Genomic DNA, 25639 nt, shown 5'->3' on the forward strand with positions numbered 1-25639 from the left:
TATTCTACCTGTCAGGTGAGGACCATCTCCATGCCGTCTGAGCCTCCAAAGCAGAGCCCCCTTGCCACTGGCAAGGGGGCTCTGTCGCTTTCATCGGAGTGCCCGATGTGGTTATGGCGATAGCGAGGGGGGCAACACCATGGGACCGGCCACCGTACGGGCGGCCTCGTCACCTCGCAGTACCCGTACTATCTCGAGAGCGAACTCGATGGCGGTACCCGGGCCCTGGCTGGTGATCAGGCGATGGGCTTCATCGGTCACGACCCGCGCCGTGCTCAATTGTGTCGCGGGCAGACGGGCCTGAAAGCCCGGGTGGCAGGTGGTGCTCGCATCCCCCAGCAAGCCGTGATGGTGCAGTACCACGGCGGGTGCGGCGCAGATGGCGGCGCGCCAGCGGCCGAGGCCTGCCTGCTCCCGTAGCAGGTCGATGGCGAGGGGGGTGTCGCGGATCACTTCGCTGCCGGGCAGACCGCCCGGCACGACCATGGCATCGAAGTCACGAGTGGTCAGCTCGTCGAGATGGCAATCCGCCACCAGTTGCACCCCGCGAGAGGCTCGGATCTGGCGCGCTCCAGTGGGGCAGCAGGAGGCCAGCACCACATCGATGCCACCCCGAACCAGGGTATCGACGATGGCAACCGTCTCTATCTCTTCCGACCCGGGGGCCACCAGTACCAGTACGCTCATCCTGCACTCCTTGCTTTGCTCAGCGCTTCTCTTTGACGGCCTGATAGAGGCCCTGATTGACCGGCACCGCGATACCGTGAAGGGCGGCCTTGCCCAGCAGGAAGCCGGTGATGGCTTCGATCTCGGTCTCGCGGCCCTGTTCCATGTCTTGATACATGGAAGAGTAATTGTCGGCGGTGAGCTCCACCACCATCATGACACGGCGTAGCAGCTCTTCGCTGCCGGTAGGCTGACCTTCGGCCCGCATGACGTCAGCCACTTCCACGCAGATTTGCTGCAGGGCATCGGCAAAACGCGGACCGGCCAATTCACCGTTCTTGAGCTTGTAGAGCGCGGTGAGGGGATTGATGGCGCAGTTGACGGCGAGTTTCTGCCACTGGCGTGTCAGGATCTGCTCATCCCAACCGGCCTGACCCAGGGCGCTGGCCAGCTCGTCGGCGAGGTGGGCATGGGCACGGGCCGCTTCGTTGACAGGGCCCAGCCAGGTCTCCCCCTTGCCGGTGTGGCGGAACACGAAGTGGCCGCACTGCATGGCGCCATGGCTGGTGACGCCGGCGATCACCGGATTGTCGGGGAAGAGTGCGACCACCTGATCGGCGATCCCCATGCCGTTGTGCAGCAGCACGATGGGCACCCCTGCCGCCAGTTGCCCGACCAGAGGAGTGAGGGCCGATATCACCTGCCCCGCCTTGGTCATGACCAGCAGGCGTTTGATGCTGCCCGGCTTGTCGATGAAGGCGCGTTCGATGGCCAGGAGCTGGGTATGCCCCTCAAGGGAGGTAAAGTCGACGCCGGGGTGCAAGGTGGCACGATGGCGCTCGCGCAGCAGGAGGCGGGTTGCTTGGCCGCTTTGGGTCAACAGGGAGGCGAAGACGCCGCCCAGGGCGCCGCAGCCCAGCAAGGTCCACTCGGGAGAGACAGGGTGACGGCGTGTTTTCAGGTTGTTGTCGCGTAATCCGCTTGGCATGAAGAGGCTCGATCATGGGAAGGGCTGCCATCCTGTCAACCGCCAACCCGGGATAAGGGAAGATGTCGCTTGGTGAATACCAGGAACCGGTGCATGAGCTGGTTGCCGGGTCGTGCTCAAGGTTCATGCGCAGCCAGGGAGCCTCATGTATGCATGGCCATACGGGTTCCTGGGCTGCACTTCACCGAGTGTCGGACCTCTCGCGACCGCTTCTGGACGGGTTCTAACGGGTCTCACCATTCCTGTGCGCAGGGGATTCTAGCAGAGCAATCCCATCGAAATCAGCAAATTTGCCCGTTTTCTGGTAGATTTGCCCACCTGTCAGCACAACCTGAAGTACAGCATGAGGAGCCCGGCTATGCCGTCATTCGATATTGTCTCTGAAGTCAAAATGAACGAGGTGTTGAACGCCGTTGATAACGCCAACCGTGAACTGGCGACCCGTTTCGATTTTCGTGGTGTGGAAGCCAGCTTCGAATTGAACAAGGAAGAAGTAAAGCTGGAAGCCGACGCCGATTTCCAGCTCAAGCAGATGGTCGAGATCCTGCGCGGCGCCCTGCTCAAGCGCCAGATCGAGAACAGTTCCATGGACGTGGGTGACAGCGTCCACTCCGGCAAGCGTTTCCACCTGACCGTGAAGTTCAAGCAGGGGATCGACAAGGAAGTGGCCAAGAAGCTGGTGAAGCTCATCAAGGATTCCAAGATCAAGGTGCAGGCCGCCATCCAGGGCGACGAGGTGCGGGTCACCGGCAAGAAGCGCGACGATCTGCAAGAGACCATGGCTCTGGTGCGTGGCGCCGAACTGGGCCAGCCGATGCAGTTCCAGAACTTCCGCGATTGATGGCGAACGGGGAGGGCGCGGCTCTCTCCCCACTGCCAGCATGAGGGCACAAAAAAACCGGAGCAGCTGCTCCGGTTTTTTTGTGTCCGTGTGACGAGTTCGATTAGAACTTGTAGGTCACGGAGAAGTAGTGGCCGAAACCAGTGGTCTTCAGACCGTAGGAACCGTTCTGGATGCCATAGATGTCGTTGAAGTACTTCAGACCGTAACCGACGGCGTAGCGGTCGGAGTGCCAGTACAGGCCGTTGAACATGGCGGTACCGTCGGTGGAAGTGTCCTTGGCATCAAACAGGTGATCCAGGTAACCCTGATAGGCTACGAAGCTGCCGTTGGAGAAGGTGTAGAAAGGCTTGAACCAGTTCATGGAGAACTGATAGCCGTTCCAGCCCTGCTCGCCACCGCCTTCATTGACGTGACGGGCATACAGGTTCATGCCCATTTTGCCGAACCAGGGCACCATGACGTCTGCACCCAGACCGGTCATGGCTTCAAACAGACCATCCGGACCACCGACGTTGATCAGGTTGGCGATGTAGACTTCCTGCACCGGGCCGAAGGAGAGATCTTTGCCGGTCATGGCATCGATGGAGATGCGCGGTGCAAATTTGATGAACAGGTTGTCCTGGTTGTGCTTGTCGTCGTGACGGTTCTGGAAGATGTCGAATACGTCGACGTAACCGTACAGATCGAAGATACCGGAACGGCCACCAAACTCCATTTCGAAGTAGGTATCGTTGTAACCACCTTCGGACTCAGCGTAGGGCAGCTGATCGATGGTGTGCATCACGTTGAACTGGAACCACTTGTAGTCGTTCTTGTGGATGTCGCCGCTGTAATCGGCAGCCAGTGCCGGAGTGGCGGAGGCAGCCAGCAGACCGGCAGCGATCAGAGTCTTGGTAAATTTGGCCATTTTATTGGTCTCTTGTGCGTTAGTTGAGGTTTTCCGTAGCCTGCCCACAAGGAGCGGAAGGGATTCTAGCCAAATAAATTCAGCGGATAAACAAGCACCAGGGAACTTTGTCAGGATTTGTGAATCTAATCACCCCCTAAAATGCGCAAACGCTTGCTATTTGTGCGTTTGTGGTGACAAGGTGCTGCCTCGTTTGGCAACCATGATGATCAGGATCATCACCGGAATGCCGAGCAGACTGGTGCCGATGAAGAAGTGGCTGTAGCCGATCTGCTCCACTACCCGACCAGAAAACCCCGCCAGCAACTTGGGCAGCAACAGCATGATGGAGCTGAACAGGGCGTACTGGGTGGCGGAGAAGGCGACGTTGGTGAGGCTCGATAGATAGGTTACAAACGCAGCCGTCGCTATGCCGGCGCTGAGGTTGTCCAGCGAGATGATCAGAGTCAGCAGCTCCAGGTTGTGGCCCACTTCGTTGAGGAGAGCGAACAGCAGGTTGGTGCTGGCAGTCAGCACGGCGCCGAGGAACAGGATGCGCAGGGTGCCAAAGCGCATCACCAGCACGCCCCCCAGCGCGGCTCCCACCAGCGTCATGATGACGCCATAGACCTTGGTGATGGTGGCCACTTCCGTCTTGCTGAACTGCAGATCCACATAGAAGCTGTTGGACATCACCCCCATCACCACGTCCGAGATGCGATAGCAGGCGATAAGCCCGAGGATCAGCAGGGCCGAGGAGCCGTAGCGGCGGAAGAAGTCGGCGAAGGGACACCAGATGGCCTCGTAGGTCCAGGCCCCCAGCCCGGCCAGCGTGGGTGACCAACCCCGTGCCAGCAGGGTGGCCTTGCGCGCCATCTGCTGCTCGTCCTGACTCTTGAGATCGATCTGCGGCTCGTGACTCATCAGGGTGGTGAGGATGCCAAGAGACATCAGCCCTCCCATCAGCAGATAGGTGAGCTGCCAGCCGCGATAGTCATAGCCGTTGTTGCTGCCTAGCCAGGCCGCCAGCGCCAGCGCCCCCGCTCCCGCCATGATCATGGCGAGTCGATACCCCGTCATATAGGAAGCGGCCATGGCCGCCTGCAGCCGCTCGGGAGCGGATTCGATGCGATAGGCATCGATGACGATGTCCTGGGTAGCAGAGGAGAAGGCCACCAGCAGAGCGAAGAGGGCCAGCTGGGCGAGCTGGGTCTTGGGATCGCAATAGGCCATCCCCACCAGGGAGAGGGCGATCAGCACCTGGGAGAACAGCATCCAGCTGCGTCGTCGCCCAAGCAGCCGTGACAGCAGGGGCAGGGGCAGCCGATCCACCAGGGGCGACCACAGCCACTTGAAACCGTAGGCCAGCGCTACCCAGCTCATGTAACCGATGTCGGTCAGGCTGACATCCGCCTCGCGCAGCCAGAACGAGAGGGTGCCAAAGACCAGCAGCAAGGGCAGGCCGGAGGAGAATCCCATGGCGAACAGGATGAGTACCCGCGCTTCCAGATAGACGGCGAGGGCATCTCGCCAGCGGGTGGCGCGGCCCGGTGTGTGGCTGGGCGGGCGGAGATTGTTCAACAGCCTGACTCCTCTGGGAAAAGGGGGTCATTTTGTCAGGTTCGGCAGGCGTAGCCAAGGCAAGCCGAGTGGCGGGCGGCAGGTTTCAGGGGCGCGAGCCGATGTAGTGGTGCGGGCAGGGGCCCTCGTCGGCGAGAAAATTGGCGCAGGCCATGAGTTGCAGGCGCAGCGCGTCATCACAGAGGAGGCGCTGCTCATCCCACAGGTGCAGGCTGTGAAGCAGATGCCAGAACACACCTTCCTGTGCGTTGGCGGGGGTTTTGTCCATGGGGATCACGCAGAGCGCCTGCCAATGGGAGAGGAGCTGCCAGCTCAAGTCTTCCAGCTGCTGGTAGGGAATCTTGCGTGCCAGAAAATGGCGAACCGCCTGGGCCAGCGGGCCGGCGTGTTGGGTTATGTAATCATGACAGGTCACCGGCTCCTCCTTCTGGTTCTGCTCCCCGATGCGTGGCACACATCGGGGAGCAGAGTATAGAAAAAGAGATTGGTGACCCGTTCAGGGACGCGGTGGAATGTGATCCGGGCCGCGTTATTTGTCCGCGAGCAGCACCACTTTCTTCAGGATGATGGGGCTGGTGGGGACGTCGTTGGCACGCAGGATGGAGCTGTAGCCGGTCTGGACCTGGGCCAGTTTGTCCAGCACCTCCATCCCCTTCACGACCTGGCCGAACACGGTGTAACCGGCGCCGGCATTGGCGTTGAGGTTGTCGTTGTCCACCAGATTGAAATAGAACTGGCGAGTGGCGCTGTCGACCGCCTGGGTGCGGGCCATGGCGATGGTGCCGCGCTTGTTGGGCAGGCCGCCTCTGGACTCGTTGACCACGGGATCGAAGGTCGGCAGGGGCTGGAACTGCTGGTTGTAGCCCCCACCCTGCACCACGAAGTTCTGGATCACCCGGTGGAACAGGCTGCCGTCATAGCTGCCGTCTGCCACGTAGCGCAGGAAGTTCTTCACGGTCTGGGGTGCCTGTTTGGGGGCCAGCTCCACGACGATGGTGCCATGGTTGGTCTCCATCTGGACTTTTTGACCGGCAAAAGCCAGGGGGGCGATCAGGGTGACCAGTAACCAGAGTTTCTTCATTTATATGTCCTCGCTCAGCTCGGCTGGCCCTTGAGATAACCGCGCAGCGCCTCGTCGGCCATGATCTGCTGCAGCACGCTGCCCAGTTGCTGGTTCAGGATGGATTCCAGATCGGCCATGCTCGGCTCGCCCGGGCTCTCTTTGCTGGAGGACATGTTGAACTGCTTGGTCAGCTTGCTGCCCTGGAAGTCGGCAATCACCTGCAGGCTGACGCGGGACTTGGTGACATAGGTGAAGGTCTTCTCTTCCACGGTGACGGCGGCAGTGGAGATGGCCAGCGTCAGGTTGGTGGTGCCGCTGTTGCCCACTTCCAGGCCCTGGCTGCGCAGCCCTTCCGCCAGTTTTTCAGCCAGCAGGCTGTTGAGAGGCTGACTGCTGTTCACCAGCACAGGGGCCTTCTCTTTCTTCTTGATGGAGAAGACATAGGCGGCTTCACGCTTGTCCACCCCTTCCATGGTGATGCGGTTGCCGGAGTAGTACTGCTGGTTGGAGGGGATGACTTGCGGGTTGAGCAGGGCGCTCTCGGGCCAGTGAGTAGCACAACCGCCCAATACCAGAGCGGCCAGCAGCAAGAGTGACTTTTTCATCATGGGTTTCCTTTAGCTTTATCTTTAGCGTTTGATGGCTTTCAAAATAACGAATTTGCTGTTCGACGCAACGACTTGTGCGTTGCCAAACAGGCGCTTGAGTTTGTTGTGATAGTCCAGATGACGGTTGCCTACTATCCAGAGTTCGCCCCCCTGAGGCAACACCCGGTGGGCATCGCTGAACATCTGCCAGGCGATGTGATCGGTGATCGCCTGCAGCTGATGGAAGGGGGGATTGCAGAGGATCCTGTCCGCTGCCCCGACGGGAACGTCATCGAGACAGTTGTTGACCATGAAGTGGGCACGGGGCAGGGCATCGGGCAGGTTGTGCTCGACGTTGAGCCGTGCGGACGCTACCGCCATCCGGGATTCGTCGATGAAGGTCACCTCCACCTCGCTGTCTCGTGCCAGCAGGGAGAGCCCGAGCACGCCGTTGCCACATCCCAGATCGATCACCCTGCGGGCACTGTGGATGGGCAGGTTGTCCAGCATGAAGCGGGCGCCGATATCCAGGCTCGTGCGCGAGAACACGTTGGCATGGTTGTGGATGAGCATGTCGGTGCCTTCCAGCGGCCAGACGGTCGGGAAGGGACTGGTCAGGAACGGGCGCTCGGCGGCCGGGGTGCAATGAATGAGGCGCGCCTTCTTCCAGGCGAGCGAGGTGCGGGTCTCCCCCAGATACTTCTCGAACAGCTTGAGGGTGGAGGTGTGGATGTCCTTGGCCTTGCCGGCAGCAATGATGCGGGTCGCAGGGGTGACGACCCCGCGCAGGGCAAGCAGTTGCTGCTCCAGCAGCGCCTGATACTTGGAGACCTTGATCACCACCAGGGCGGGGGCATCGGGCAGGGGGGCCAGGGCATCCTGCAGGGTGATGGCGTGGGGATCCAGCCCGTTTTCCGCCAGATTGGCCAGGGTGGCCCGCTCGCTGATGTGGGAGTCGGTCACGCAGACGGGGGCGTGGGCATGCAGATAGCCGGCCAGGGCGCCGAAGCCGTCGTTCATGATGATGACGGGGCCGTCAGGTGCCTGCTGCGATTCGGCAAGGTGGCTTATCAGATACTCGTCCGCCGCATCCCAGGCCTGCAGGGGATCCTGGCTCTGCCGCGGGTAACGATACAGGGTCAGGCGGCAGTGGGCCGTGTCGAGCAGGGTTTGCATAGGCAAGAGTCCAACGTGTGATTGATGAATGGCGACCGTCTGCCCCGTGTTGCCAGGCAGCGGTGAAAGTGGCGCTATTCTAGCGGCGGCGGAGAAATTCACCAGTCCGGTACGGCGAGAGCGAGCGGATCCTTCGTACCTGATGCATCGGGTGCACAACCCTGGCTACAATGGCCGGATATTCAACGAGGAGTCCTTACCGTGAGCATGCAACAACAGATAGAGGCCAAGCTGGCCGCCGCGCTCTCCCCGAGCCACCTGGAAGTGATCAATGAAAGCTACATGCACAGGGTGGCACCGGGCTCCGAAAGCCACTTCAAGGTAGTCGTGGTGAGCCAGGCGTTTGAGGGACAGCGTTTGCTGGGTCGCCATCGTCAGGTGAACGGGGTGCTGGCCGACGAGCTGGCGGGAGCCATTCATGCATTGGCGCTGCATACCTATACCGAATCCGAGTGGCAGGCCCGGGAGCAGGCGCCAAAGACGCCGGGTTGCGTCAGCAAATCCCCCTTTGCGTGAGCCGTTGGACCTTCTGATGGCGCCTTCCTCGGGCCATTAACAGCGCTATCACGAATGGTGTGCCGCCAGGGATGAGGGGTGTAGCATTATTTTTTCTAATCCTTTTCCTTGCGCCTGGAAAATACCTCTATATGGTTAGTTTTGCGAAAAGTCCTTTAAAACCACGGTTTGCAAGGACGTGCGCGAAATATTCAGTGAAGGTTAATTTTGTGATAGGGCGGGGATTTTCCCCATTTGGCGTGGCGGCTAACTCGCCTAAGGTGGTAAACTCAGGCGCTTTTGAATGATCCTGTATGTTGCTGATTTGTTTATTTCTTCGACAGCTTTCCGCGATGTTGACGGGCTCATTCAACAACTCGTCGTGATGTATTTCTCGGCGCTAACCAACCTGTCTTCCCTTAACGGTAGTGCAAGTGAGTATGATTACAATTAAAAGAGGACTGGACATCCCCGTGCTGGGTGCTCCGGAGCAAGTAATCTACGATGGCCCGGCCATCACCCGTGTTGCTACACTCGGCGAAGAGTTCGTGGGGATGCGTCCTACTATGTTTGTCAAAGTAGGTGATCGCGTCATTAAAGGTCAGGAGCTCTTCGAAGATAAGAAGAATCCCGGCGTTAAATTCACGGCCCCTGCCACCGGTGTGGTTTCTGAGATCAACCGTGGTGCCAAGCGTGTTCTCCAGTCCGTCGTCATCGACATCGATGGGTCCGACGAGCAGGTGACCTTTGAGCATTTTGCCTCCGCCGAGCTGGCACAGCTCGAGCGCAGCAAGGTGCAGGAGATCCTGGTCGCATCAGGCCAATGGACCGCGCTGCGTACCCGCCCGTTCAGCAAGGTGCCGGCCGTGGGTTCCACCCCGCGCGCCATCTTCGTCACCGCCATGGACACCAACCCGCTGGCCGCCAGTGCGGAGCTGATCATCAAGGAACAGGCCCAGGCCTTCCTCGACGGTCTGGCCGTGCTGACCCGCCTGACCGATGGTACCGTCCACGTCTGCAAGGGCGAAGCCAGCCTGCCGCACTCCTCCCTGGCCCAGGTCAAGGAAGCAGTGTTCGTCGGTCCGCATCCCGCCGGTCTGCCGGGCACCCACATCCACTTCCTGGATCCGGTCGGTGCCAATAAGGTGCAGTGGCACATTAACTATCAGGACGTGATCGCTTACGGCAAGTTGTTCACCACCGGCCAGATCTTCACCGACAAGGTGATCTCCCTGGCTGGCCCGAACGTCATCAAGCCGCGTCTGCTGCGTACCCGCCTGGGTGCCAGCCTCAGCCAGCTGACCAACAACGAGCTGCGTGCGGACGAAAACCGCATCATCTCCGGTTCCCTGCTGAGCGGTGCCAAGGCCGAAGGGGTCCATGACTACCTGGGTCGCTTCCACAACCAGGTGAGCGTGCTGGGCGAAGGCCGTGAGAAAGAGTTCATGGGCTGGGTCAAACCCAGTGCCAACAAGTTCTCCATCACCCGTACCACCCTCTCTCACCTGATGAAGGGCAAACTCATCAACTTCACTACCACCACCAACGGTAGTGATCGCTCCATGGTGCCTATCGGCAACTATGAGCGCGTGATGCCGCTCGACATCCTGCCGACCCTGCTGCTGCGGGATCTGATCTCCGGTGACACCGACAGCGCGCAGGCGCTCGGCTGCCTGGAGCTGGATGAGGAAGATTTGGCGCTCTGTACCTTCGTCTGCCCCGGCAAGACAGAGTACGGCCCCGTCTTGCGTGAGTGCCTGACCAAGATCGAACTGGAAGGTTAAGCGATGAGTTTCAAGCAACTTCTTGAAAATATGGAACATCACTTCGAGCCGGGTGGCAAGTACGCCAAGTACTATGCCCTGTTCGAAGCGGCGTACACCCTGTTTTATACCCCGGGTTCCGTGACCCGCAATGCCGCCCACGTCCGTGATGCGATCGATCTGAAGCGCATGATGATCATGGTGTGGCTGGCTGTGTTCCCGGCCATGTTCTGGGGCATGTACAACGTCGGCAACCAGTCCATCGCCGCCATCGCCCACATGGGCAGCGCGGCCGGTGCCGATTCCTGGCAATACGCCCTGGCCACTCTGTTCGGTGCCTCGCTGGATCCGGCCGTCGCCGGCATCGGCAGCAAGATGCTGATCGGTGCGGCTCACTTCTTCCCGATCTACATCACCGTCTTCATCGTCGGTGGTTTCTGGGAAGTGTTGTTCGCCATGGTGCGCAAGCACGAGATCAACGAAGGCTTCTTCGTGACCTCCATCCTGTTCGCCCTGATCGTGCCGCCCGAGCTGCCCCTGTGGCAAGCTGCCCTGGGTATCACCTTCGGTGTGGTGCTGGCCAAGGAAGTGTTCGGTGGTACCGGCAAAAACTTCCTGAACCCGGCGCTGGCGGGTCGTGCCTTCCTGTTCTTCGCCTACCCGGGTCAAATCTCCGGTGATGCGGTCTGGGTTGCCGTTGACGGCTTCTCCGGCGCAACCGCACTGAGCCAGTGGGCCCAGGGCGGCCAGATGGCGCTGATCAATGGTGCCACCGGTGAAGCCATCAGCTGGATGGATGCCTTCCTTGGCAACCTGCCCGGTTCCATCGGTGAAGTTTCCACCCTGATGATCCTCATCGGCGCAGCCATGATCGTCTACATGCGCATCGCCTCCTGGCGCATCATCGCCGGCGTCATGGTCGGCATGGTCGCGACCTCCCTGCTGTTCAACGTCATCGGTTCCGATACCAACCCCATGTTCAGCATGCCGTGGCACTGGCACCTGGTGTTGGGTGGCTTCGCGTTCGGCATGGCCTTCATGGCGACCGACCCCGTTTCCGCTGCCTTCACCAACAAGGGCAAGTGGTGGTATGGCGCCCTGATCGGCGTGATGGTGGTGCTGATCCGGGTAGTGAACCCTGCCTTCCCGGAAGGCATGATGCTGGCCATTCTGTTCGCCAACCTGTTTGCCCCCTTGTTTGACCATTTCGTGGCACAGGCGAACATCAAGCGGAGGATCGCACGTGGCGTTTAATAAAGACTCTACTACCGGCACTCTCGCCGTAGTGACCGGTCTGTGTCTGGTCTGCTCCATCGTGGTCTCCGTGGCCGCCGTGGGTCTGCGTCCGGCCCAGCTGGAAAACAAGGCGCTGGACAAGCAAAGCAACATCCTGTCCGTCGCCGGCGTCGACATCAGCGCCGTGGCCAAGCGTGACCTGGCCCAGCTCTATGGCGACAAGATTGAAGCGCGTCTGGTGGATCTGACCACTGGTGAGTTCGTTGACGGCGACGCCGACAACTTCGACACCAAGGTTGCCGCCAAGGACCCGGCCAAGAGCATCCGTCTGGCCCCGGCCGACGACAAGGCCGGCCTGCGTCAAATCTCCAAACTGATCCCGGTGTTCTTCGCCAAAGATGCCGAAGGCAAGGTCGATAACATCATCCTGCCGATCTACGGCCAGGGTCTGTGGTCCACCATGTACGCCTTCGTAGCGGTCGCGGCCGATGGCCAGACCATCAAGGGCATCACCTACTATGACCACGGTGAAACCCCGGGTCTGGGTGGCGAGATCGAGAACCCGGCCTGGCGCGAGCTGTTCGTCGGCAAGAAGCTGTTCGACCAGAACGGTCAGCCTGCGCTGCGGGTGATCAAGGGCCATGCTCCGGCTGGTTCCGAGCATGAAATCGACGGCCTGTCTGGTGCAACCCTGACCGGTAATGGTGTACAGCACACCTTCGACTTCTGGATGGGCCCCAAGGGCTTCGGTCCCTTCCTGGCCAAGGTACGTGCAGGAGAAATCAACAATGGCTGACAAGAGCGAAATGAAAAAGTTGCTGTTGACGCCTGTGCTCGGCAACAACCCCATCGCACTGCAGGTGCTGGGTGTCTGTTCCGCGCTGGCCGTTACCAGCCAGATGAAGACGGCGTTCGTGATGACGCTGGCCGTTACCGCGGTCACCGCCTTCTCCAACCTGTTCATCTCCCTGATCCGCAACCAGATCCCGAACAGCGTGCGGATCATCGCCCAGATGGCGGTGATTGCCTCGCTGGTTATCGTGGTTGACCAGGTGCTCAAGGCGTATGCCTACGACATCTCCAAGCAACTGTCGGTGTTCGTCGGTCTCATCATCACCAACTGTATCGTGATGGGTCGTGCCGAAGCCTACGCCATGAAGAGTGCCCCGCTGCCCTCCTTCCTGGACGGTATCGGCAACGGTCTGGGTTATGGCGCCGTGCTGCTGACCGTGGCCACCGTGCGCGAGATCCTGGGTTCCGGCACCTGGTTCGGCATCGAGCTGCTGCCGCTGGTGAACAATGGTGGCTGGTATGTGCCCAACGGCCTGCTGCTGCTGCCGCCGAGTGCGTTCTTCATCATTGGTCTGATCATCTGGGGCGTGCGCACCAAGGATCCCAAGCAGGTAGAGGCGAAGGATTAAGGTATGGAACACTATATCAGTCTGTTGATTCGCTCGATCTTCATCGAGAACCTGGCGCTCTCCTTCTTCCTGGGGATGTGTACCTTCCTGGCGGTGTCCAAGAAGGTCAAGACCGCCATGGGGCTGGGGATTGCCGTTATCGTGGTTCAGACCGTTGCCGTCCCGGCCAACAACCTGATCTACAACTACGTGCTCAAAGACGGTGCCTTGGTATCCGGTCTGGATCTGAGTTTCCTGAGCTTCATCACCTTCATCGGGGTGATCGCGGCCCTGGTGCAGATCCTGGAGATGGCGCTGGACAAGTACTTCCCGGCCCTCTACAACGCCCTCGGTATCTTCCTGCCGCTCATCACCGTGAACTGCGCCATCTTCGGTGGCGTCTCCTTCATGGTGCAGCGTGACTACAACTTCGTTGAGTCCGTGGTCTATGGCGTGGGTTCGGGTGCAGGCTGGATGCTGGCTATCGTCGCGATGGCAGGGATCCGCGAGAAGATGAAATATTCCGATGTTCCGGAAGGCCTGCGTGGCCTTGGCATCACCTTCATCACCGCGGGTCTGATGGCGCTGGGCTTCATGTCCTTCTCTGGTATTTCCCTGTAATCGGAAAGGAAATATAGATGGAAATTATTCTGGGTGTGGTCATGTTCACCGTGATCCTGCTGGCCTTGGTGGCAGTCATTCTGTTCGCCAAGTCCAAGCTGGTGACCGCCGGTGACGTGACAATCAGCATCAACGGCGACCCGGCCAAGGCTGTGACCAGCCCGGCGGGTGGCAAGCTGCTTGGCGTGCTCGCCGGCAGTGGTATCTTCGTCTCCTCCGCCTGTGGCGGCGGCGGCTCCTGTGGTCAGTGCAAGGTGCGCGTGAAATCTGGCGGCGGCGACATCCTGCCGACCGAGCTGGATCACATCAGCAAGGGCGAAGCCCGTCATGGCGAGCGTCTGGCCTGCCAGGTCACCGTGCGCTCCGACATGGACATCGAGCTGCCGGAAGAGATCTTCGGCGTGAAGAAGTGGGACTGTACCGTCATCTCCAATGACAACAAGGCCACCTTCATCAAGGAGCTCAAGCTGCAGATCCCGGATGGCGAGAGCGTGCCGTTCCGCGCCGGTGGTTATATCCAGATCGAAGCGCCTGCCCACCACGTGCAGTACAAGAACTTCGATATTCCCGAGGAGTATCGTGGCGACTGGGATCGCTTCAAGATCTTCGAGCTGGAGTCCAAGGTCAACGAGCCGATCATCCGTGCCTACTCCATGGCGAACTATCCGGAAGAGTTCGGCATCATCATGCTGAACGTGCGGATCGCAACCCCGCCGCCCAGCAACTGGACTGCACCTCCCGGCCAGATGTCTTCCTACATCTTCAGCCTGAAGGCCGGTGACAAGGTGACCATCTCCGGTCCGTTCGGCGAGTTCTTCGCCAAGGATACCGACGCCGAAATGGTGTTCGTCGGTGGTGGTGCGGGTATGGCGCCGATGCGCTCCCACATCTTCGACCAGCTGCGCCGTCTGAAGACCAAGCGCAAGATGAGCTTCTGGTACGGTGCCCGTTCCAAGCGCGAGATGTTCTATGTCGAAGACTTCGACATGCTGCAGGCCGAGAACGACAACTTCCAGTGGCACGTCGCCCTGTCCGATCCGCAACCGGAAGACAACTGGGATGGCTACACCGGCTTCATCCACAACGTGTTGTTCGAGAACTACCTCAAGAACCACGAGGCGCCTGAGGATTGCGAGTTCTACATGTGCGGGCCTCCCGTGATGAACGCCGCCGTCATCAACATGCTGAAAAACCTCGGTGTTGAAGACGAGAACATCCTGCTGGATGACTTCGGTGGTTAATCCATGCACAGCGTTGTAAAGACCTGGCTAGCCTTCGGGCTAGCCTTTTTCTTGACTGGGTGCGGTCAGGAAACGGTCCAATCGAAGCCGGAGATCCATATCACCGGCAGCACCATGGGTACCTACTACTCCATCAAGGTGGCAGATAGTGCCGTTCAGGATGCCGCCAGGCTGCAAGCCGAGGTCGACGTCTTGCTGGAGCGGGTCAACGATCAGATGTCGACCTATCGCCCGGATTCCGAGCTGTCACGCTTCAACCAGCACAAGAGCAATACCCCTGTGGTGGTTTCCCGCGATACCGCGCGGGTGGTGACCGAGGCCATTCACATTGGCCGCGAGAGCCGTGGGGCGCTGGACGTCACCGTCGGTCCTCTGGTCAATCTGTGGGGCTTTGGGCCGGATGCCAGACCGAGCAAGGTGCCGTCCGACGAGCTGATCGCCCAGACCCGGCAGAAGACGGGCCTTGGCAATCTGCATGTGATAACCTCTGCCGATGCCGATACCCTGCAAAAGGACATCCCGGACCTCTACGTGGATCTCTCCGCCATTGCCAAGGGGTTTGGCGTAGACAAGGTGGCCGAGTACCTGGAGTCCCAGGGGGCGCGCAACTATCTGGTGGAGATCGGCGGCGAGCTGCGCATCAACGGCGTCAACGGCAAGGGGCATCCCTGGCGTGTCGCCATCGAGAAGCCGACCGTCAATGCCGGTTCCGTACAAGAGGTGATCCTGCCCGGTGACAACGGGGTGGCCACCTCGGGCGAGTACCGCAACTATTACGAGCTGGACGGCAAGCGCTTCTCCCACACCATGGATCCGCTGACGGGCAAGCCCATCCAGCACCGCCTGGTGTCGGTGACCGTCATCCACCCCTCCTGCATGACTGCAGACGGGTTGGCGACCGTGTTCATGGTCATGGGGCCGGAGAAGAGCCTGGCCTATGCCAAGGAACGGGGGCTGGCCATCTTCACCATCACCAAGACGGATGACGGGTTCGAAGAGGCCTATTCGGATGCCTTCAAACCATATCTGGTCAAGAAGTAAGGGGTAACTACATGCAGATCTTTCTGATCACCTTCGGGGTGTTTCTGATGGTCGTGGTGGCCATGGCCATCGGCTACATTTTCCAGCGCAAGTCCATCTCCGGCTCCTGTGGCGGCCTGGGTTCCATCGGGATCGAGAAGGAGTGCGACTGCCCCGAGCCTTGCGACAACCGCAAGAAGAAGATGGCCAAGGAAGAGGCCCGTCGCAAGATGCTGGTGGACAACCGCATCATCTAACGGCGGATATCGCTCTGAAGGCAGCCTTGCAACGAAACGAGCCGACCCCTGGGTCGGCTCGTTTTTTATGTGGCATGGGGTCAGTAGTCATATTGGCTGCATGCCTTTTCCTTGAACTCTTTCTTTCGCTTTGCCAGCTCCTCCCTGGTGCCCAGTTCATCCCCCTGCCTGATGGCGGTTTCCAGTATCTCGATGCGCTTGTACAGCCAGCTGCATTCGGCTGTCGGGTGATCCTTGGCCATGGTCGCTAGCGGCAACAGCAGCAGGCAGAACCCCGCCCGGATGATGCTCATGCTTCTCCTCCTTGAGTCTCGTGTGGATGTGGCCTTGAGAGTCTATGCCGCCGCGCCCGCGCGCAGACTGGCAGAAATGACAGGCTTGGGGTAGCATGGGTCACCGAACTGGTTATATATACAGTATTTTTGTCGTTCGACACGCCTCCTCGCCGGAGGCCCAGGGTCTATCCCTATGATCTGTCCGGGAGGCTGTCGACATAGCAACAGACACGGCCATGCGCAAGATCATTCACATCGACATGGACTGCTTCTTCGCCGCGGTGGAGATGCGGGACAACCCGGCCCTCAGGGAGGTCCCGCTCGCCATCGGTGGCGCCGCCGACCGACGCGGAGTCATCTCCACCTGCAACTACGTGGCGCGCCGCTTCGGGGTGCGCTCCGCCATGCCGAGCGCCCTGGCCAGAAAGCTCTGTCCGCCATTGGTGCTGATCCCCGGGCGGATGGCCGTCTACAAAGAAACTTCGCGCCAGTTGCGCGCCATCTTCCTGCGCTATACCGAGCAGGTGGAGCCGCTCTCCCTCGATGAAGCCTATCTCGATGTGACCCAGAGTCCCCGCTGCGGTGGCAGCGCCACCCTGATGGCGGCGGAGATCCGCGCCGCCATCAGCGCCGAGCTCGGGCTGACGGCCTCGGCCGGTGTGGCGCCGAACAAGTTTCTGGCCAAGCTCGCCTCCGAGCAGCGCAAGCCTGACGGCCTGTTCGTCATTCGCCCCCAGGAGGTGGACGAGTTCGTGCGCCAGCTCCCTCTTGGCAAGCTGCCCGGCATCGGCCGCAAGACGGCAGAGCGGCTGGAGTCCCTCGGGCTGTATTCGTGCGAAGATGCCCGCCAGCTCGGCAACGAGGAGCTGATCGCCCGTTTCGGCAAGCTCGGGGAGATGCTGGCCGGCCGCATCTGGGGGCATGATGATCAGCCGGTGCAGGCCAGGCGGGTGCGCAAGAGCATCGGTGTGGAGACGACGCTCGCCAGCGACGTGCTGGACGAGGACGCCTGCTGGCAGGTGCTTAGCCGGCTCATTCCCGAGCTGGAGCTGCGTTTTGCCAAGGCCTGCCCTGCGGAGATGCTGATGGGGCAGGGGATCAAGCTGAAGTTTGCCGATTTTCACCAGACCACCGTCTATCGCAAGGGGAGTTATCAGGCGGCCCGCTTCCACGATCTGCTGCACGAGGGACTGCAACGGGCTCAAGGAAAACCCATTCGCCTGCTCGGTCTGGTCGTTGGTTTGCCCGGAGCGGGTGAAATCAATCAATTAAGCCTGGATCTCTGCTGATTTAGTTAAGTTTTTGTATCCAAAACCGATACAGTGTTCACATCTGTAGACGTTAGGAAATAGTGGCATGAGTTCTCTTTCTGTTCAGGGACGGATCACCCTGATCGCCGGTTGCTGTCTGCTGGCCAGTGCCGTCGCGCTGGTGGCTTCTTCTCTTTTCAACGCGGCCCGCATGCAGGAGCAGGTGCTCACCTCCACCACCCTGGAGGGGCAGCACGCGGCAGAAAACTGGATGCAGGCCATGGGGGCGACCCAGGCAGCCCGGGTGACCAGCTACCTCGATGAGGCTTACTTCAGGGCGACCCTGCTTGCCGAGGGCATTCTGTTCCAGCGCAAGAACGCTGCCGACAACTTCGTTCACTCCGAGGCGCTGCGCAATGCCGTCAACCAGCAGTTGCAGGATGCGGCGGAGTCGTCAGCGAACCTGCTCGGTGTCTATGCGGTATTCGAACCCAACCAGCTCGACGGGGAGGATGACAACTATCAGGGGTCGACGGCGCTTGGCGCCAACGACAAGGGGCGTTTTTCCAGCTATTGGGCCAGGGTCGACGGCAAGGTCAGTCTGGAGGTGATGGACGAGGCGATGCTGGCCAACGACAAGCCCTCCGGACACGGCGGCCTTGAGAACGACTGGTACAGTTGCAGCATCCGCAGCAAGGCGCTCTGTCTGCTCGAACCCTATGTGGACGAGGTGGGGACCCAGCAGGTGTTGATGACCTCGGTGACCGTGCCGTTGCTGGACCAAGGCTCCCTGCTTGGCATGGTGGGGGTCGACATCTCCCTGGGGACCCTGCAGAGCCTGGTGGAAGAGATGGGCCGGACCCTCTACAAGGGGCAGGGCAAGGTGCTCCTGCTCAGCAGTGAAGGGCGGGTGGCCGGCGTGGAAGGGTTCCCGGTCGCCCTTGGCAATCTGCTGGAGCAGCAAGGGCTGGCGCAGGATCTCAAGGGGTGGCTGACCAAGGGAGATGTGGTGACGCGCTGGAGCCCGGATGGCGCACTGTTGCAGACCTTCGTGCCGGTCAGCATGCGCGGTACGGATCGCAAGTGGGGCATCTATATCGAGCTGCCCCGCGCCGTGGTGCTCGCCTCGGCCCTGCAACTGCAAGGGGAGCTTGAGGAGCAGGCCCAGCGCAGCGTGGCCACCCAGCTCACCATAGGTGGCGGGATTTCGGCGCTCGCCCTGCTCTGCATCTGGCTGATGGCCCAGCGCATCGTGGCGCCCATCCGCGCCGTGGTGGCACGCCTCAAGGACATCGCCAGCGGGGAGGGGGATCTCACTCAGCGCATCGATCTGCGCAGGGATGACGAGATAGGCGAGCTGGCCAAGTGGTTCAACAAGTTTCTGGACAAGCTGCAATCCACCATCAGCCAGGTGATCGACACCGTTGCGGGCACTCGGGCCAGTGCGGCCCTGGCGGCGCAAGGGGCAGCCCGTACCAGCGCCGGCATGCAGTCCCAGTATCAGGAGGTGGATCTGGTGGCGACCGCGTTTGAAGAGTTGAGCGCCACCGCCCTGCAGGTCGCCGGCAATGCCAATGCGGCGGTGGCGGCGGCCGATGAGGCCGACACGGCGGCCCATGAGGGCAAGTCCGTGGTGGCGCAGACCCAGGAGGCCATGTCCAGACTGATGACGGTGATAAGCGATGCCAAACCAGTGGTGGAGCACCTCTCCGCCAACAGCGACAACATCAACGACATCCTGGTGGTGATCCAGGGGATTGCCGAGCAGACCAACCTGCTGGCCCTGAACGCGGCCATCGAGGCGGCCCGAGCAGGTGAGCAGGGGCGCGGTTTTGCGGTGGTCGCCGACGAGGTGCGCAACCTGGCGGGCCGAACCCAGAACGCCATCGTCGAGATCCAGAACCTCATCGGCCAGTTGCAGTCGGGGACGGAGGCGGTGGTGAAGGCGATCCTGACCGGTCATCACCAGGCGGATCTGACGCTGACCAAGGTGGAGCTGTCGGTCAGCGTGCTGGAGCAGATCATCCAGGCTGTCGGCACCATCCACCAGATGAACGAGCAGATCGCGAGGGCTGCGCAGGAGCAGAGCGGAGTGGCGGACGAGATCAATCGCAACGTCAGCAACATTCGCGACGTGAGCCATACCATCCGGGCGGAAGCGGCGACCTCCGCCGACAACGGGCGCGAGCTGTCGCAACTGGCGGACAAGCAGCAGCAACTGGTGGGCCAGTTCCGGGTGTAGGGGAGGATAAGAAAAAAGGCGCCATCCAACCGGAGGCGCCAAACACATTCAGATGACAGACTGGGTTAAATCGACCTGATTTAGCCCTTCTTCCCGCAGAGGAAGAAACACAACACCACAATCACTGTCGACTCACTCACAAAAACCACATGTAAACCAACATGGAAGAGAAGGTGTGAGCCATATGACAACGAATTGCGTGGCGAATTATGTTTATTCACTGGTCGACCCGCAACCGACAATTTATAATGCGCCCCATTAGAAAAATTCATCGTCGGCCGATTCCATGTCTCGTCGTTTACCTCCGCTCAATGCACTGAAAGCGTTTGAAGCCGCGGCTCGTCACTTGAGCTTTACCCGCGCAGCAGAAGAGCTGTTCGTGACCCAGGCAGCCATCAGCCACCAGATCAAGGCGCTGGAGGAGTATCTCGGCATCAAGCTGTTTCGCCGCAAGAATCGCTCCCTGCTACTGACCGAGGAGGGGCAGAGCTACTTCCTCGATATCAAGGACATCTTTGCCTCCATCTCCGAGGCGACCGACAAGCTGCTGGCCCGCAGCGCCAAGGGGGCGCTCACCGTCTCCCTGCAGCCGAGCTTCGCCATCCAGTGGCTGGTGCCCCGCCTGGTCAAGTTCAGCGAACGCCACCCGGACATCGATGTGCGGATCAAGGCGGTGGACATGGACGAGGGGTCGCTGACCGACGACGTGGACGTGGCCATCTACTACGGCCGCGGCAACTGGCCGGGTCTTCGTTCGGACAAGCTGCACACCGAGTACCTGATCCCGGTCTGCTCGCCCCTGTTGCTGACCGGCCCCAAGCCCCTGCGCACCCCGGACGACCTGACCCGTCACACCCTGCTGCACGACACCTCCCGGCGCGACTGGAAGGCCTGGTTCCGCCAGCTCGACATCGATGCCCCCAATGTCAATCAGGGGCCTATCTTCAGCCACTCCACCATGGTGATCCAGGCGGCGATCCACGGTCAGGGAGTGGCGCTCGGCCACAGCGTGCTGGCCCAGCCGGAGATCGAGGCGGGTCGTCTCATCTGCCCGTTCGAGCAGGTGCTGGTGAGCAAGAACGCTTTCTATCTGGTGTGTCAGGAGCAGCAGTCCGATCAGGGCAAGATAGTGGCTTTTCGCGACTGGATGCTGGAACTGGTTGAGCAGGAAGAGGCCCGCAGGCGTGCCCGCCTTGCCGATGCCTGAGGAGTTGACCTGGTGACTGACCTGACAAGAGAGGGGGCGAGTGACGCCCCCGTTCGCATTCTGCTGGCCCACGGCGCGGGGGCGGGCATGGAGCACAGCTTCCTGGCCGAGTTGTCGCGACTGCTGGCGGGGCCGGAGATCGAGGTAGTGCGCTTCAACTTCCCCTACATGACCAAACGGGCTCAGGACGGCAAACGCAGGCCGCCGGACAGACAACCCGTGCTGCTGGCTCACTGGCGCGAGATGGTGCGTCAGTTTGCCCATCCCCGGCTGTTTCTGGCAGGCAAGTCCATGGGGGGAAGGATGGCGGCCGAGCTGTTTTGCGAGGGGGGCGACGAGATGGATGCTGCAGGATTGATCGTTCTCGGGTATCCTTTCCACCCCCCGGCCAAGCCCGACGCATGGCGGGGCGAGGTGCTCAAGCTGATCACGACGCCCACGCTGCTGCTGCAGGGGGAGCGCGATACCTTCGGTTCCCGCGCCGAGCTGGCCGATTTCCCCTTCTCACCTGCCGTATCGGTCCACTGGCTGACCGACGGGGATCATGGTTTCAAACCGAGAAAGGCGAGCGGCATGAGCGAGCAGGAGAACCTGCGCCTGGCTGCGGAGCGGATCAAGGATTTTATCGCGGCGGTGGGCCGCTCCTGACCATCTCGAGCGGGTCGAGAGAAGAAGCGTGCAAGGAGAGAAGATGCAGATCCAACGACATTGGCTGGTGCTGGCGGGCTTCTTCGGCCTGACGGCCACCATGCTCGGGGCCTACGGCGCTCACGGGCTGGCGGCGACCGGCATCGCCCCCTCGTTGCTGGCGGCGTTCAACACCGCCGTGCAATACCAGTTTTTCCACGCCCTGGCCCTGCTGGTGCTGGGGTTGTGCGGCGTGCGCGGCAAGGTGATCACCTTCGCGGGCGCCGTCTTTGTGCTGGGGATCCTGGGATTCTCCGGCAGTATTTACGCCATGGTGCTGCTTGGCAGCAAGGGGCTGGGGCTCATCACCCCGGCCGGTGGCCTCTGTTTTATGTTGGGATGGGCGGCTCTGATGTGGGCCGGCTGTCGTCTTGGAGGAAAGAATGAATAATCTGCTGCTTTATTGCCGCCCGGGTTTTGAGAAAGAGGCGGCGGCAGAGATCACCGAGCGTGCCGGCAACATGCAGTGCTACGGCTTTGCCCGGGTCAAGGACGACAGCGGCTATGTGATCTTCGAGTTGTATGACGAGGAGCAGGCCGATCTGCTGGCGCGCAAGCTGCCATTCCGCGAGCTCATCTTCATTCGCCAGATGCTGGTGGTGACCCACGAGCTGAAAGATCTGGAAATAAGCGATCGGGTCTCTCCCATCCTTGAGGCGGCGAGCGGTTACGCCATTTGCGGGGATCTGCGGGTGGAGACGGCCGATACCAACGAGGCGAAGGAGCTCTCCGCCTTCTGCCGCAAGTTCACCGTGCCGCTTCGCCAGGCGCTGCGCAGCAACGAGATCCTGACCAAGAAGGAGACCCCGAACCGTCCCGTGTTCCACGCCTTCTTCCTGGCCAATGACCACCTGATGCTGGGGTACTCCTACTCCTTCAACAACTCCGCCTTCCACATGGGGATCCCGCGCCTGCGATTCCCGGCCGATGCCCCGAGCCGCTCCAGCCTCAAGCTGGAAGAGGCGTTCTACGTCTTCGTGCCGAAGGAAGAGTGGGACTTGCGCCTGTGCTCCGGACTGAAGGCCGTGGATCTTGGCGCCTGCCCGGGTGGCTGGACCTATCAGCTGGTGCGTCGCGGCATGATGGTGACGGCGGTGGACAACGGCATGATGGCCCAATCCCTGATGGACACAGGCCAGGTGAAGCACATCCGTGACGATGGTTTCGTGTGGCGGCCGAGCAAGAAGAATACCTACTGGCTGGTGTGCGACATGGTGGACAAGCCGGCGCGAGTGACACACATGGTGGCCGACTGGTTCAGGGAGAACGACTGTCAGGAAGCCATGTTCAACCTCAAGCTGCCGATGAAGAAGCGCTACGCCGAGGCGGTGCACAACATCGAGGTGCTGCGCGGACTGCTGGCGGAGATCGACAGCGGCTTCATCATTCAGGCCAAACAGCTCTATCACGATCGCGAAGAGATCACGGTGCACGTCTACAACAAATTCTGGGTCTCCAAGCTGGCACCCAAGTCCTGAAGCAGCATCGGGAACAGGGCATGAAAAAACCGGACGGCGACGTCCGGTTTTTTTGTGTCTGGGTCATCAGAATCGGTAGTCCAGACGCATCATGGACTCGTCGTCGGTGATCTTCAGCTCAATTTGCAGGGGAATGGTCTTGTCACTGGGGTTGAACTGCATCTTGACGCCATCCCCGCGAAGCTTGACCGAGGTGTTGATGCCGCCAGCGTTGAACTTGATCCTGGGCTTTTGCTTTTCGAAGGAGAGGCTGACGCTCTTCTCTGCCGTGAGGTTCAGCTTCTGATAGGGGGTGACCTGCCGATTACCGTTGCTGTCGGTGGTGATATCCACCCCCAGAGAGAGCGGCTTGGGCTGTTTGAGCAGATCGTTGGTATCCAGGGTGGATTGCCAGGTCTGCTTGGCTGGCGCCTCGTGCTGGGGAGGCGGCGTCAACCAGGCATTGTCGACTGGCCTGTCTAATGCCGTGGCACTGCTGCTGACAATCAGCAAGATGAAAGTAGCACGCATGGTGGATCTCCTTATCCTTCATATCAACATAGTATTCATCTGGCGAGGGAGGTAGGGAGGCGTTGGCATAAAACAAAGGGAGCCGAAGCTCCCTTTTAAAATCATATGGTTGGACTCTATTTATAGACGGTCGATGATGGCCTGGGTGAATTCGCTGGTGGACGCTGTGCCCCCCAGGTCACGGGTCACCCGATCACCGGACTCGATGGTCGCCCGCACGGCCTCGCGAATGCGCTCCGCCTTGTCCTGCATGCCGAGATATTCCAGCATCTGGATGGAGGCGAGGATCACCGAGGTGGGGTTGGCGATGTTCTTGCCGGCGATGTCCGGCGCAGAGCCGTGTACCGCTTCGAAGATGGCGGCCCCTTCACCGATGTTGGCGCCCGGCGCCATGCCCAGCCCCCCCACCAGACCGGCACAGAGATCCGAGAGAATGTCGCCGAACAGGTTGGTGGTGACCATCACATCGAAGCGCTCCGGGTACATCACCAGGTTCATGCAAGCGGCGTCGACGATCATCTCCTCGTTCTGGATGTCCGGGTAGCGGGCCGCGACCTGACGGGCCACTTCCAGGAACAGGCCGGAGGTGGACTTGAGGATGTTGGCCTTGTGGATGATGGTGACCTTCTTGCGTCCTTCCTGGCGCGCCAGCTCGAAGGCGAAGGTGACGATGCGCTCGGCCCCTTCCCGGGTGATGATGCTCATCGCCTCGGCGCTCTGGTTGTCATCGCTGCGCTTCTGGCCGGCACCGGAGTACATGCCTTCGGTGTTCTCGCGCACCGTGATGATGTCGATGTTGTCGTAACGGCTCTTGGTGCCCTTGAAGGAGAGGACGGGGCGCACGTTGGCGTAGAGATTGAACTTCTTGCGCAGGGAGACGTTGATGGAGGTGAAGCCGCCGCCGACCGGAGTGGTGAGCGGGCCTTTCAGGCTGACCTTGTTCTTCTCGATCAGGTCGAGGGTGGCCTGGGGCAGCAGCTCGCCATGTTTTTCCAGGGCTACCAGACCGGCATCTGCGTATTCGTAGTCGAAGTCACAACCCGCGTGGGTCAGGATCTGGATGGCGGATTCGATGATGCTGGGGCCGATGCCGTCGCCCGGGATGACGGTAATCTTTCTTTTTGACATGAGGCGTATCCACTTCTAGGGAACAGAGGGGGAGGATTCGTCGGCTTTATACCATTTTTGCACCACATCCTCCATGTTTCTTTACATTTTACCCATTTATGTCAACAGGTACGGCCTGTCTTGGGAAATGGTGTGCTGGGGATCACGCCCCGGCATCAGGGACGGGAGGGTAGCGGATCTCCCGCAGGTTGAACCCGAGCGGGATATCGTGCTGCAGCCGGACCAGGCGTTGGGCCAGCAGGGCCTCTTCCCGGTGCTGGCGCAGCTTGAGCAGGGGTCTGGTGGCCTCCTCCCGCTCACAGGCCTCCAGCATGGCAGCCAGGTCCCCGTATTGCTGCAGCAACTGGGTGGCGGTCTTGGGGCCGATGCCGGGCACCCCCTTGATGTTGGAGCCGCCGATACCGGTCAGGGCCCAGAAGTCCACAAGCTGGGTCGGTGTAACGCCGTACTGCTGCTGGACGAAGGCGGCATCCAGCCAGCGTTTGTTGAAGTAATCCCGCACCCGGATCTGCGGGCAGATGAGCTGGCAGAACCCCTTGTCGGTGGAGATGATGGTGGCGCTGGCGCCGTGCTGGGCAATGCCGCTTGCCAGGGTGGCGATGAGATCGTCCGCCTCGTCGGTCTGGGAGAGCAGGGCATCCACACCGCACTCCCAGAAGGCGTCCTGCAGGTCGGCAAGCCCTTCTCTCAGCTCATCCGGCATGGGGGGGCGGCCCTCCTTGTAGGGGGGATAGAGCGTCTTGCGCCAGCTGTGGACCTCACCGTCAAAGACCGCGATGGCGTGGGTCGGCTCGCTGGCCGCCAGGAGCTTCTTGCAGGTGTTGATGAGGTTGGCACGGGTGGCGAGCAGGGCCTGAGCCGGGGTCAGTCCCTGCTGGCTCTGCACCGCGTGCAGTCGGCGGATGAGGTTGAGGGCATCGATGATGAGCAGGTGTGGCATGGGGCACTCCGGGCGTCGGGGATTGCCATTGTAACAATGGTGGCGTCTCCTGCTAACCCCGTAGAAGACCAGTCAATGAAAGAGGGGCCCATGGGCCC

Annotated in this window: 28 protein-coding genes; 16 read left to right on the forward strand and 12 right to left on the reverse strand. The window is 60.7% G+C overall.

Translation table 11 applies throughout. The features are described from left to right. Positions 1–111: 111 nt before the first annotated feature. On the reverse strand, positions 112–687 hold the full coding sequence (locus AB7E19_RS01145) for a DJ-1 family glyoxalase III (protein ID WP_069785018.1): 576 nt from the start codon (positions 685–687) through the stop codon (positions 112–114). Positions 688–706: 19 nt separating this feature from the next. Further along, positions 707–1654 carry a ketopantoate reductase family protein gene (locus AB7E19_RS01150; RefSeq protein WP_113977706.1) on the reverse strand — a complete coding sequence of 316 codons (948 nt, stop codon included), beginning with the start codon at positions 1652–1654 and terminating at the stop codon, positions 707–709. Between the two features lie 358 nt (positions 1655–2012). On the opposite strand from AB7E19_RS01150, the gene AB7E19_RS01155 reads away from it, so the two are divergent. Beyond that, on the forward strand, positions 2013–2495 hold the full coding sequence (locus AB7E19_RS01155) for a YajQ family cyclic di-GMP-binding protein (protein ID WP_010673357.1): 483 nt from the start codon (positions 2013–2015) through the stop codon (positions 2493–2495). A gap of 103 nt (positions 2496–2598) precedes the next feature. Here AB7E19_RS01155 and AB7E19_RS01160 read toward each other — a convergent pair whose 3' ends face one another. The 6 genes from AB7E19_RS01160 to AB7E19_RS01185 form a co-directional block, all read right to left on the reverse strand. Next, the gene (locus AB7E19_RS01160; protein WP_010673358.1) at positions 2599–3405 is read right to left on the reverse strand and encodes an outer membrane protein OmpK; all 807 of its coding nucleotides are present in this window, start codon (positions 3403–3405) and stop codon (positions 2599–2601) included. Positions 3406–3561: 156 nt separating this feature from the next. After that, on the reverse strand, positions 3562–4965 hold the full coding sequence (locus AB7E19_RS01165; RefSeq protein WP_010673359.1) for an AmpG family muropeptide MFS transporter: 1404 nt from the start codon (positions 4963–4965) through the stop codon (positions 3562–3564). 85 nt (positions 4966–5050) lie between these two features. After that, positions 5051–5380 (reverse strand): hypothetical protein, encoded by a 330-nt coding sequence (locus tag AB7E19_RS01170; RefSeq protein WP_322131674.1) that lies wholly within the window; start codon positions 5378–5380, stop codon positions 5051–5053. Between the two features lie 114 nt (positions 5381–5494). Continuing rightward, entirely contained in the window at positions 5495–6046 is a 552-nt protein-coding gene (locus AB7E19_RS01175) for a peptidylprolyl isomerase (protein ID WP_010673361.1), read from the reverse strand. 14 nt (positions 6047–6060) lie between these two features. Continuing rightward, a complete protein-coding gene (locus tag AB7E19_RS01180; protein ID WP_322131673.1) occupies positions 6061–6633 on the reverse strand; it encodes a YajG family lipoprotein in 573 nt (190 codons plus the stop codon). Positions 6634–6657: 24 nt separating this feature from the next. Further along, positions 6658–7791 carry a methyltransferase gene (locus tag AB7E19_RS01185; protein WP_139737544.1) on the reverse strand — a complete coding sequence of 378 codons (1134 nt, stop codon included), beginning with the start codon at positions 7789–7791 and terminating at the stop codon, positions 6658–6660. A 207-nt stretch (positions 7792–7998) separates the two neighbouring features. On the opposite strand from AB7E19_RS01185, the gene AB7E19_RS01190 reads away from it, so the two are divergent. The 9 genes from AB7E19_RS01190 to nqrM all read left to right on the forward strand — a co-directional run bounded on the left by AB7E19_RS01190 (position 7999) and on the right by nqrM (position 15824). Beyond that, positions 7999–8307, forward strand: coding sequence for a BolA family protein (locus tag AB7E19_RS01190; RefSeq protein ID WP_010673364.1), 309 nt, complete (start codon positions 7999–8001; stop codon positions 8305–8307). 419 nt (positions 8308–8726) lie between these two features. Continuing rightward, the gene (locus tag AB7E19_RS01195) at positions 8727–10070 is read left to right on the forward strand and encodes a Na(+)-translocating NADH-quinone reductase subunit A (RefSeq protein WP_029313920.1); all 1344 of its coding nucleotides are present in this window, start codon (positions 8727–8729) and stop codon (positions 10068–10070) included. Between the two features lie 3 nt (positions 10071–10073). Continuing rightward, positions 10074–11303: an NADH:ubiquinone reductase (Na(+)-transporting) subunit B gene (locus AB7E19_RS01200; RefSeq protein WP_010673367.1), complete on the forward strand. Its 1230-nt coding sequence runs from the start codon at positions 10074–10076 to the stop codon at positions 11301–11303. Next, entirely contained in the window at positions 11293–12081 is a 789-nt protein-coding gene (locus tag AB7E19_RS01205) for a Na(+)-translocating NADH-quinone reductase subunit C (RefSeq protein WP_045523606.1), read from the forward strand. The genes AB7E19_RS01200 and AB7E19_RS01205 overlap by 11 nt, the downstream gene beginning before the upstream one ends. After that, the gene (locus AB7E19_RS01210; RefSeq protein WP_005303545.1) at positions 12074–12706 is read left to right on the forward strand and encodes an NADH:ubiquinone reductase (Na(+)-transporting) subunit D; all 633 of its coding nucleotides are present in this window, start codon (positions 12074–12076) and stop codon (positions 12704–12706) included. The genes AB7E19_RS01205 and AB7E19_RS01210 overlap by 8 nt, the downstream gene beginning before the upstream one ends. Before the next feature lie 3 nt (positions 12707–12709). Next, positions 12710–13306 carry an NADH:ubiquinone reductase (Na(+)-transporting) subunit E gene (nqrE, locus tag AB7E19_RS01215; RefSeq protein ID WP_005303538.1) on the forward strand — a complete coding sequence of 199 codons (597 nt, stop codon included), beginning with the start codon at positions 12710–12712 and terminating at the stop codon, positions 13304–13306. A gap of 17 nt (positions 13307–13323) precedes the next feature. Next, entirely contained in the window at positions 13324–14547 is a 1224-nt protein-coding gene (gene nqrF / locus AB7E19_RS01220) for an NADH:ubiquinone reductase (Na(+)-transporting) subunit F (RefSeq protein WP_010673369.1), read from the forward strand. 3 nt (positions 14548–14550) lie between these two features. Then, positions 14551–15588: an FAD:protein FMN transferase gene (locus tag AB7E19_RS01225; protein WP_103260659.1), complete on the forward strand. Its 1038-nt coding sequence runs from the start codon at positions 14551–14553 to the stop codon at positions 15586–15588. An 11-nt stretch (positions 15589–15599) separates the two neighbouring features. Beyond that, positions 15600–15824: a (Na+)-NQR maturation NqrM gene (nqrM, locus tag AB7E19_RS01230; protein WP_010673371.1), complete on the forward strand. Its 225-nt coding sequence runs from the start codon at positions 15600–15602 to the stop codon at positions 15822–15824. An 80-nt stretch (positions 15825–15904) separates the two neighbouring features. Here nqrM and AB7E19_RS01235 read toward each other — a convergent pair whose 3' ends face one another. Further along, positions 15905–16117, reverse strand: coding sequence for a hypothetical protein (locus tag AB7E19_RS01235; RefSeq protein WP_427934527.1), 213 nt, complete (start codon positions 16115–16117; stop codon positions 15905–15907). Between the two features lie 218 nt (positions 16118–16335). On the opposite strand from AB7E19_RS01235, the gene dinB reads away from it, so the two are divergent. The 6 genes from dinB (at position 16336) to rlmM (ending at position 22963) form a co-directional block, all read left to right on the forward strand. Next, positions 16336–17388, forward strand: a complete 1053-nt coding sequence (gene dinB, locus AB7E19_RS01240) for a DNA polymerase IV (RefSeq protein ID WP_257709594.1) — start codon at positions 16336–16338, stop codon at positions 17386–17388. A gap of 67 nt (positions 17389–17455) precedes the next feature. Beyond that, positions 17456–19591: a methyl-accepting chemotaxis protein gene (locus AB7E19_RS01245; protein WP_427934530.1), complete on the forward strand. Its 2136-nt coding sequence runs from the start codon at positions 17456–17458 to the stop codon at positions 19589–19591. 286 nt (positions 19592–19877) lie between these two features. Continuing rightward, entirely contained in the window at positions 19878–20798 is a 921-nt protein-coding gene (locus AB7E19_RS01250; RefSeq protein WP_029313926.1) for a transcriptional regulator GcvA, read from the forward strand. A gap of 12 nt (positions 20799–20810) precedes the next feature. Beyond that, positions 20811–21446 (forward strand): alpha/beta fold hydrolase, encoded by a 636-nt coding sequence (locus AB7E19_RS01255; protein ID WP_043152486.1) that lies wholly within the window; start codon positions 20811–20813, stop codon positions 21444–21446. A gap of 43 nt (positions 21447–21489) precedes the next feature. After that, positions 21490–21876 carry a DUF423 domain-containing protein gene (locus AB7E19_RS01260; protein ID WP_010673377.1) on the forward strand — a complete coding sequence of 129 codons (387 nt, stop codon included), beginning with the start codon at positions 21490–21492 and terminating at the stop codon, positions 21874–21876. Next, complete coding sequence (gene rlmM / locus AB7E19_RS01265) at positions 21869–22963, forward strand: 23S rRNA (cytidine(2498)-2'-O)-methyltransferase RlmM (RefSeq protein ID WP_041211280.1); 1095 nt, start codon at positions 21869–21871, stop codon at positions 22961–22963. The genes AB7E19_RS01260 and rlmM overlap by 8 nt, the downstream gene beginning before the upstream one ends. A gap of 66 nt (positions 22964–23029) precedes the next feature. On the opposite strand, the gene AB7E19_RS01270 is transcribed toward rlmM, so the two are convergent. The 3 genes from AB7E19_RS01270 to xni form a co-directional block, all read right to left on the reverse strand. Then, positions 23030–23473 carry a hypothetical protein gene (locus AB7E19_RS01270; protein ID WP_041211281.1) on the reverse strand — a complete coding sequence of 148 codons (444 nt, stop codon included), beginning with the start codon at positions 23471–23473 and terminating at the stop codon, positions 23030–23032. A 120-nt stretch (positions 23474–23593) separates the two neighbouring features. Beyond that, positions 23594–24601, reverse strand: a complete 1008-nt coding sequence (locus AB7E19_RS01275) for an isocitrate dehydrogenase (RefSeq protein WP_010673380.1) — start codon at positions 24599–24601, stop codon at positions 23594–23596. 142 nt (positions 24602–24743) lie between these two features. Beyond that, entirely contained in the window at positions 24744–25541 is a 798-nt protein-coding gene (gene xni, locus AB7E19_RS01280) for a flap endonuclease Xni (protein WP_041211282.1), read from the reverse strand. Between the last annotated feature and the right edge of the window lie 98 nt (positions 25542–25639).

It is taken from the genome of Aeromonas sp., from assembly GCF_050252055.1.
GTDB lineage: Bacteria > Pseudomonadota > Gammaproteobacteria > Enterobacterales > Aeromonadaceae > Aeromonas > Aeromonas caviae.

What these genes read in the sequence shown, in the direction of transcription:
- AB7E19_RS01210 (WP_005303545.1), top strand. Translation starts at nt 12,074, where the DNA reads ATGGCTGACAAGAGCGAAATGAAAAAGTTGCTGTTGACGCCTGTGCTC.
- AB7E19_RS01175 (WP_010673361.1), bottom strand. Translation starts at nt 6,046, where the DNA reads ATGAAGAAACTCTGGTTACTGGTCACCCTGATCGCCCCCCTGGCTTTT.
- AB7E19_RS01155 (WP_010673357.1), top strand. Translation starts at nt 2,013, where the DNA reads ATGCCGTCATTCGATATTGTCTCTGAAGTCAAAATGAACGAGGTGTTG.
- AB7E19_RS01275 (WP_010673380.1), bottom strand. Translation starts at nt 24,601, where the DNA reads ATGTCAAAAAGAAAGATTACCGTCATCCCGGGCGACGGCATCGGCCCC.
- AB7E19_RS01235 (WP_427934527.1), bottom strand. Translation starts at nt 16,117, where the DNA reads ATGAGCATCATCCGGGCGGGGTTCTGCCTGCTGCTGTTGCCGCTAGCG.
- AB7E19_RS01185 (WP_139737544.1), bottom strand. Translation starts at nt 7,791, where the DNA reads ATGCAAACCCTGCTCGACACGGCCCACTGCCGCCTGACCCTGTATCGT.
- xni (WP_041211282.1), bottom strand. Translation starts at nt 25,541, where the DNA reads ATGCCACACCTGCTCATCATCGATGCCCTCAACCTCATCCGCCGACTG.
- nqrF (WP_010673369.1), top strand. Translation starts at nt 13,324, where the DNA reads ATGGAAATTATTCTGGGTGTGGTCATGTTCACCGTGATCCTGCTGGCC.
- AB7E19_RS01195 (WP_029313920.1), top strand. Translation starts at nt 8,727, where the DNA reads ATGATTACAATTAAAAGAGGACTGGACATCCCCGTGCTGGGTGCTCCG.
- AB7E19_RS01190 (WP_010673364.1), top strand. Translation starts at nt 7,999, where the DNA reads ATGCAACAACAGATAGAGGCCAAGCTGGCCGCCGCGCTCTCCCCGAGC.
- AB7E19_RS01225 (WP_103260659.1), top strand. Translation starts at nt 14,551, where the DNA reads ATGCACAGCGTTGTAAAGACCTGGCTAGCCTTCGGGCTAGCCTTTTTC.
- AB7E19_RS01245 (WP_427934530.1), top strand. Translation starts at nt 17,456, where the DNA reads ATGAGTTCTCTTTCTGTTCAGGGACGGATCACCCTGATCGCCGGTTGC.
- AB7E19_RS01270 (WP_041211281.1), bottom strand. Translation starts at nt 23,473, where the DNA reads ATGCGTGCTACTTTCATCTTGCTGATTGTCAGCAGCAGTGCCACGGCA.
- AB7E19_RS01200 (WP_010673367.1), top strand. Translation starts at nt 10,074, where the DNA reads ATGAGTTTCAAGCAACTTCTTGAAAATATGGAACATCACTTCGAGCCG.
- rlmM (WP_041211280.1), top strand. Translation starts at nt 21,869, where the DNA reads ATGAATAATCTGCTGCTTTATTGCCGCCCGGGTTTTGAGAAAGAGGCG.
- AB7E19_RS01145 (WP_069785018.1), bottom strand. Translation starts at nt 687, where the DNA reads ATGAGCGTACTGGTACTGGTGGCCCCCGGGTCGGAAGAGATAGAGACG.
- AB7E19_RS01160 (WP_010673358.1), bottom strand. Translation starts at nt 3,405, where the DNA reads ATGGCCAAATTTACCAAGACTCTGATCGCTGCCGGTCTGCTGGCTGCC.
- AB7E19_RS01150 (WP_113977706.1), bottom strand. Translation starts at nt 1,654, where the DNA reads ATGCCAAGCGGATTACGCGACAACAACCTGAAAACACGCCGTCACCCT.
- AB7E19_RS01260 (WP_010673377.1), top strand. Translation starts at nt 21,490, where the DNA reads ATGCAGATCCAACGACATTGGCTGGTGCTGGCGGGCTTCTTCGGCCTG.
- nqrM (WP_010673371.1), top strand. Translation starts at nt 15,600, where the DNA reads ATGCAGATCTTTCTGATCACCTTCGGGGTGTTTCTGATGGTCGTGGTG.
- dinB (WP_257709594.1), top strand. Translation starts at nt 16,336, where the DNA reads ATGCGCAAGATCATTCACATCGACATGGACTGCTTCTTCGCCGCGGTG.
- nqrE (WP_005303538.1), top strand. Translation starts at nt 12,710, where the DNA reads ATGGAACACTATATCAGTCTGTTGATTCGCTCGATCTTCATCGAGAAC.
- AB7E19_RS01180 (WP_322131673.1), bottom strand. Translation starts at nt 6,633, where the DNA reads ATGAAAAAGTCACTCTTGCTGCTGGCCGCTCTGGTATTGGGCGGTTGT.
- AB7E19_RS01250 (WP_029313926.1), top strand. Translation starts at nt 19,878, where the DNA reads ATGTCTCGTCGTTTACCTCCGCTCAATGCACTGAAAGCGTTTGAAGCC.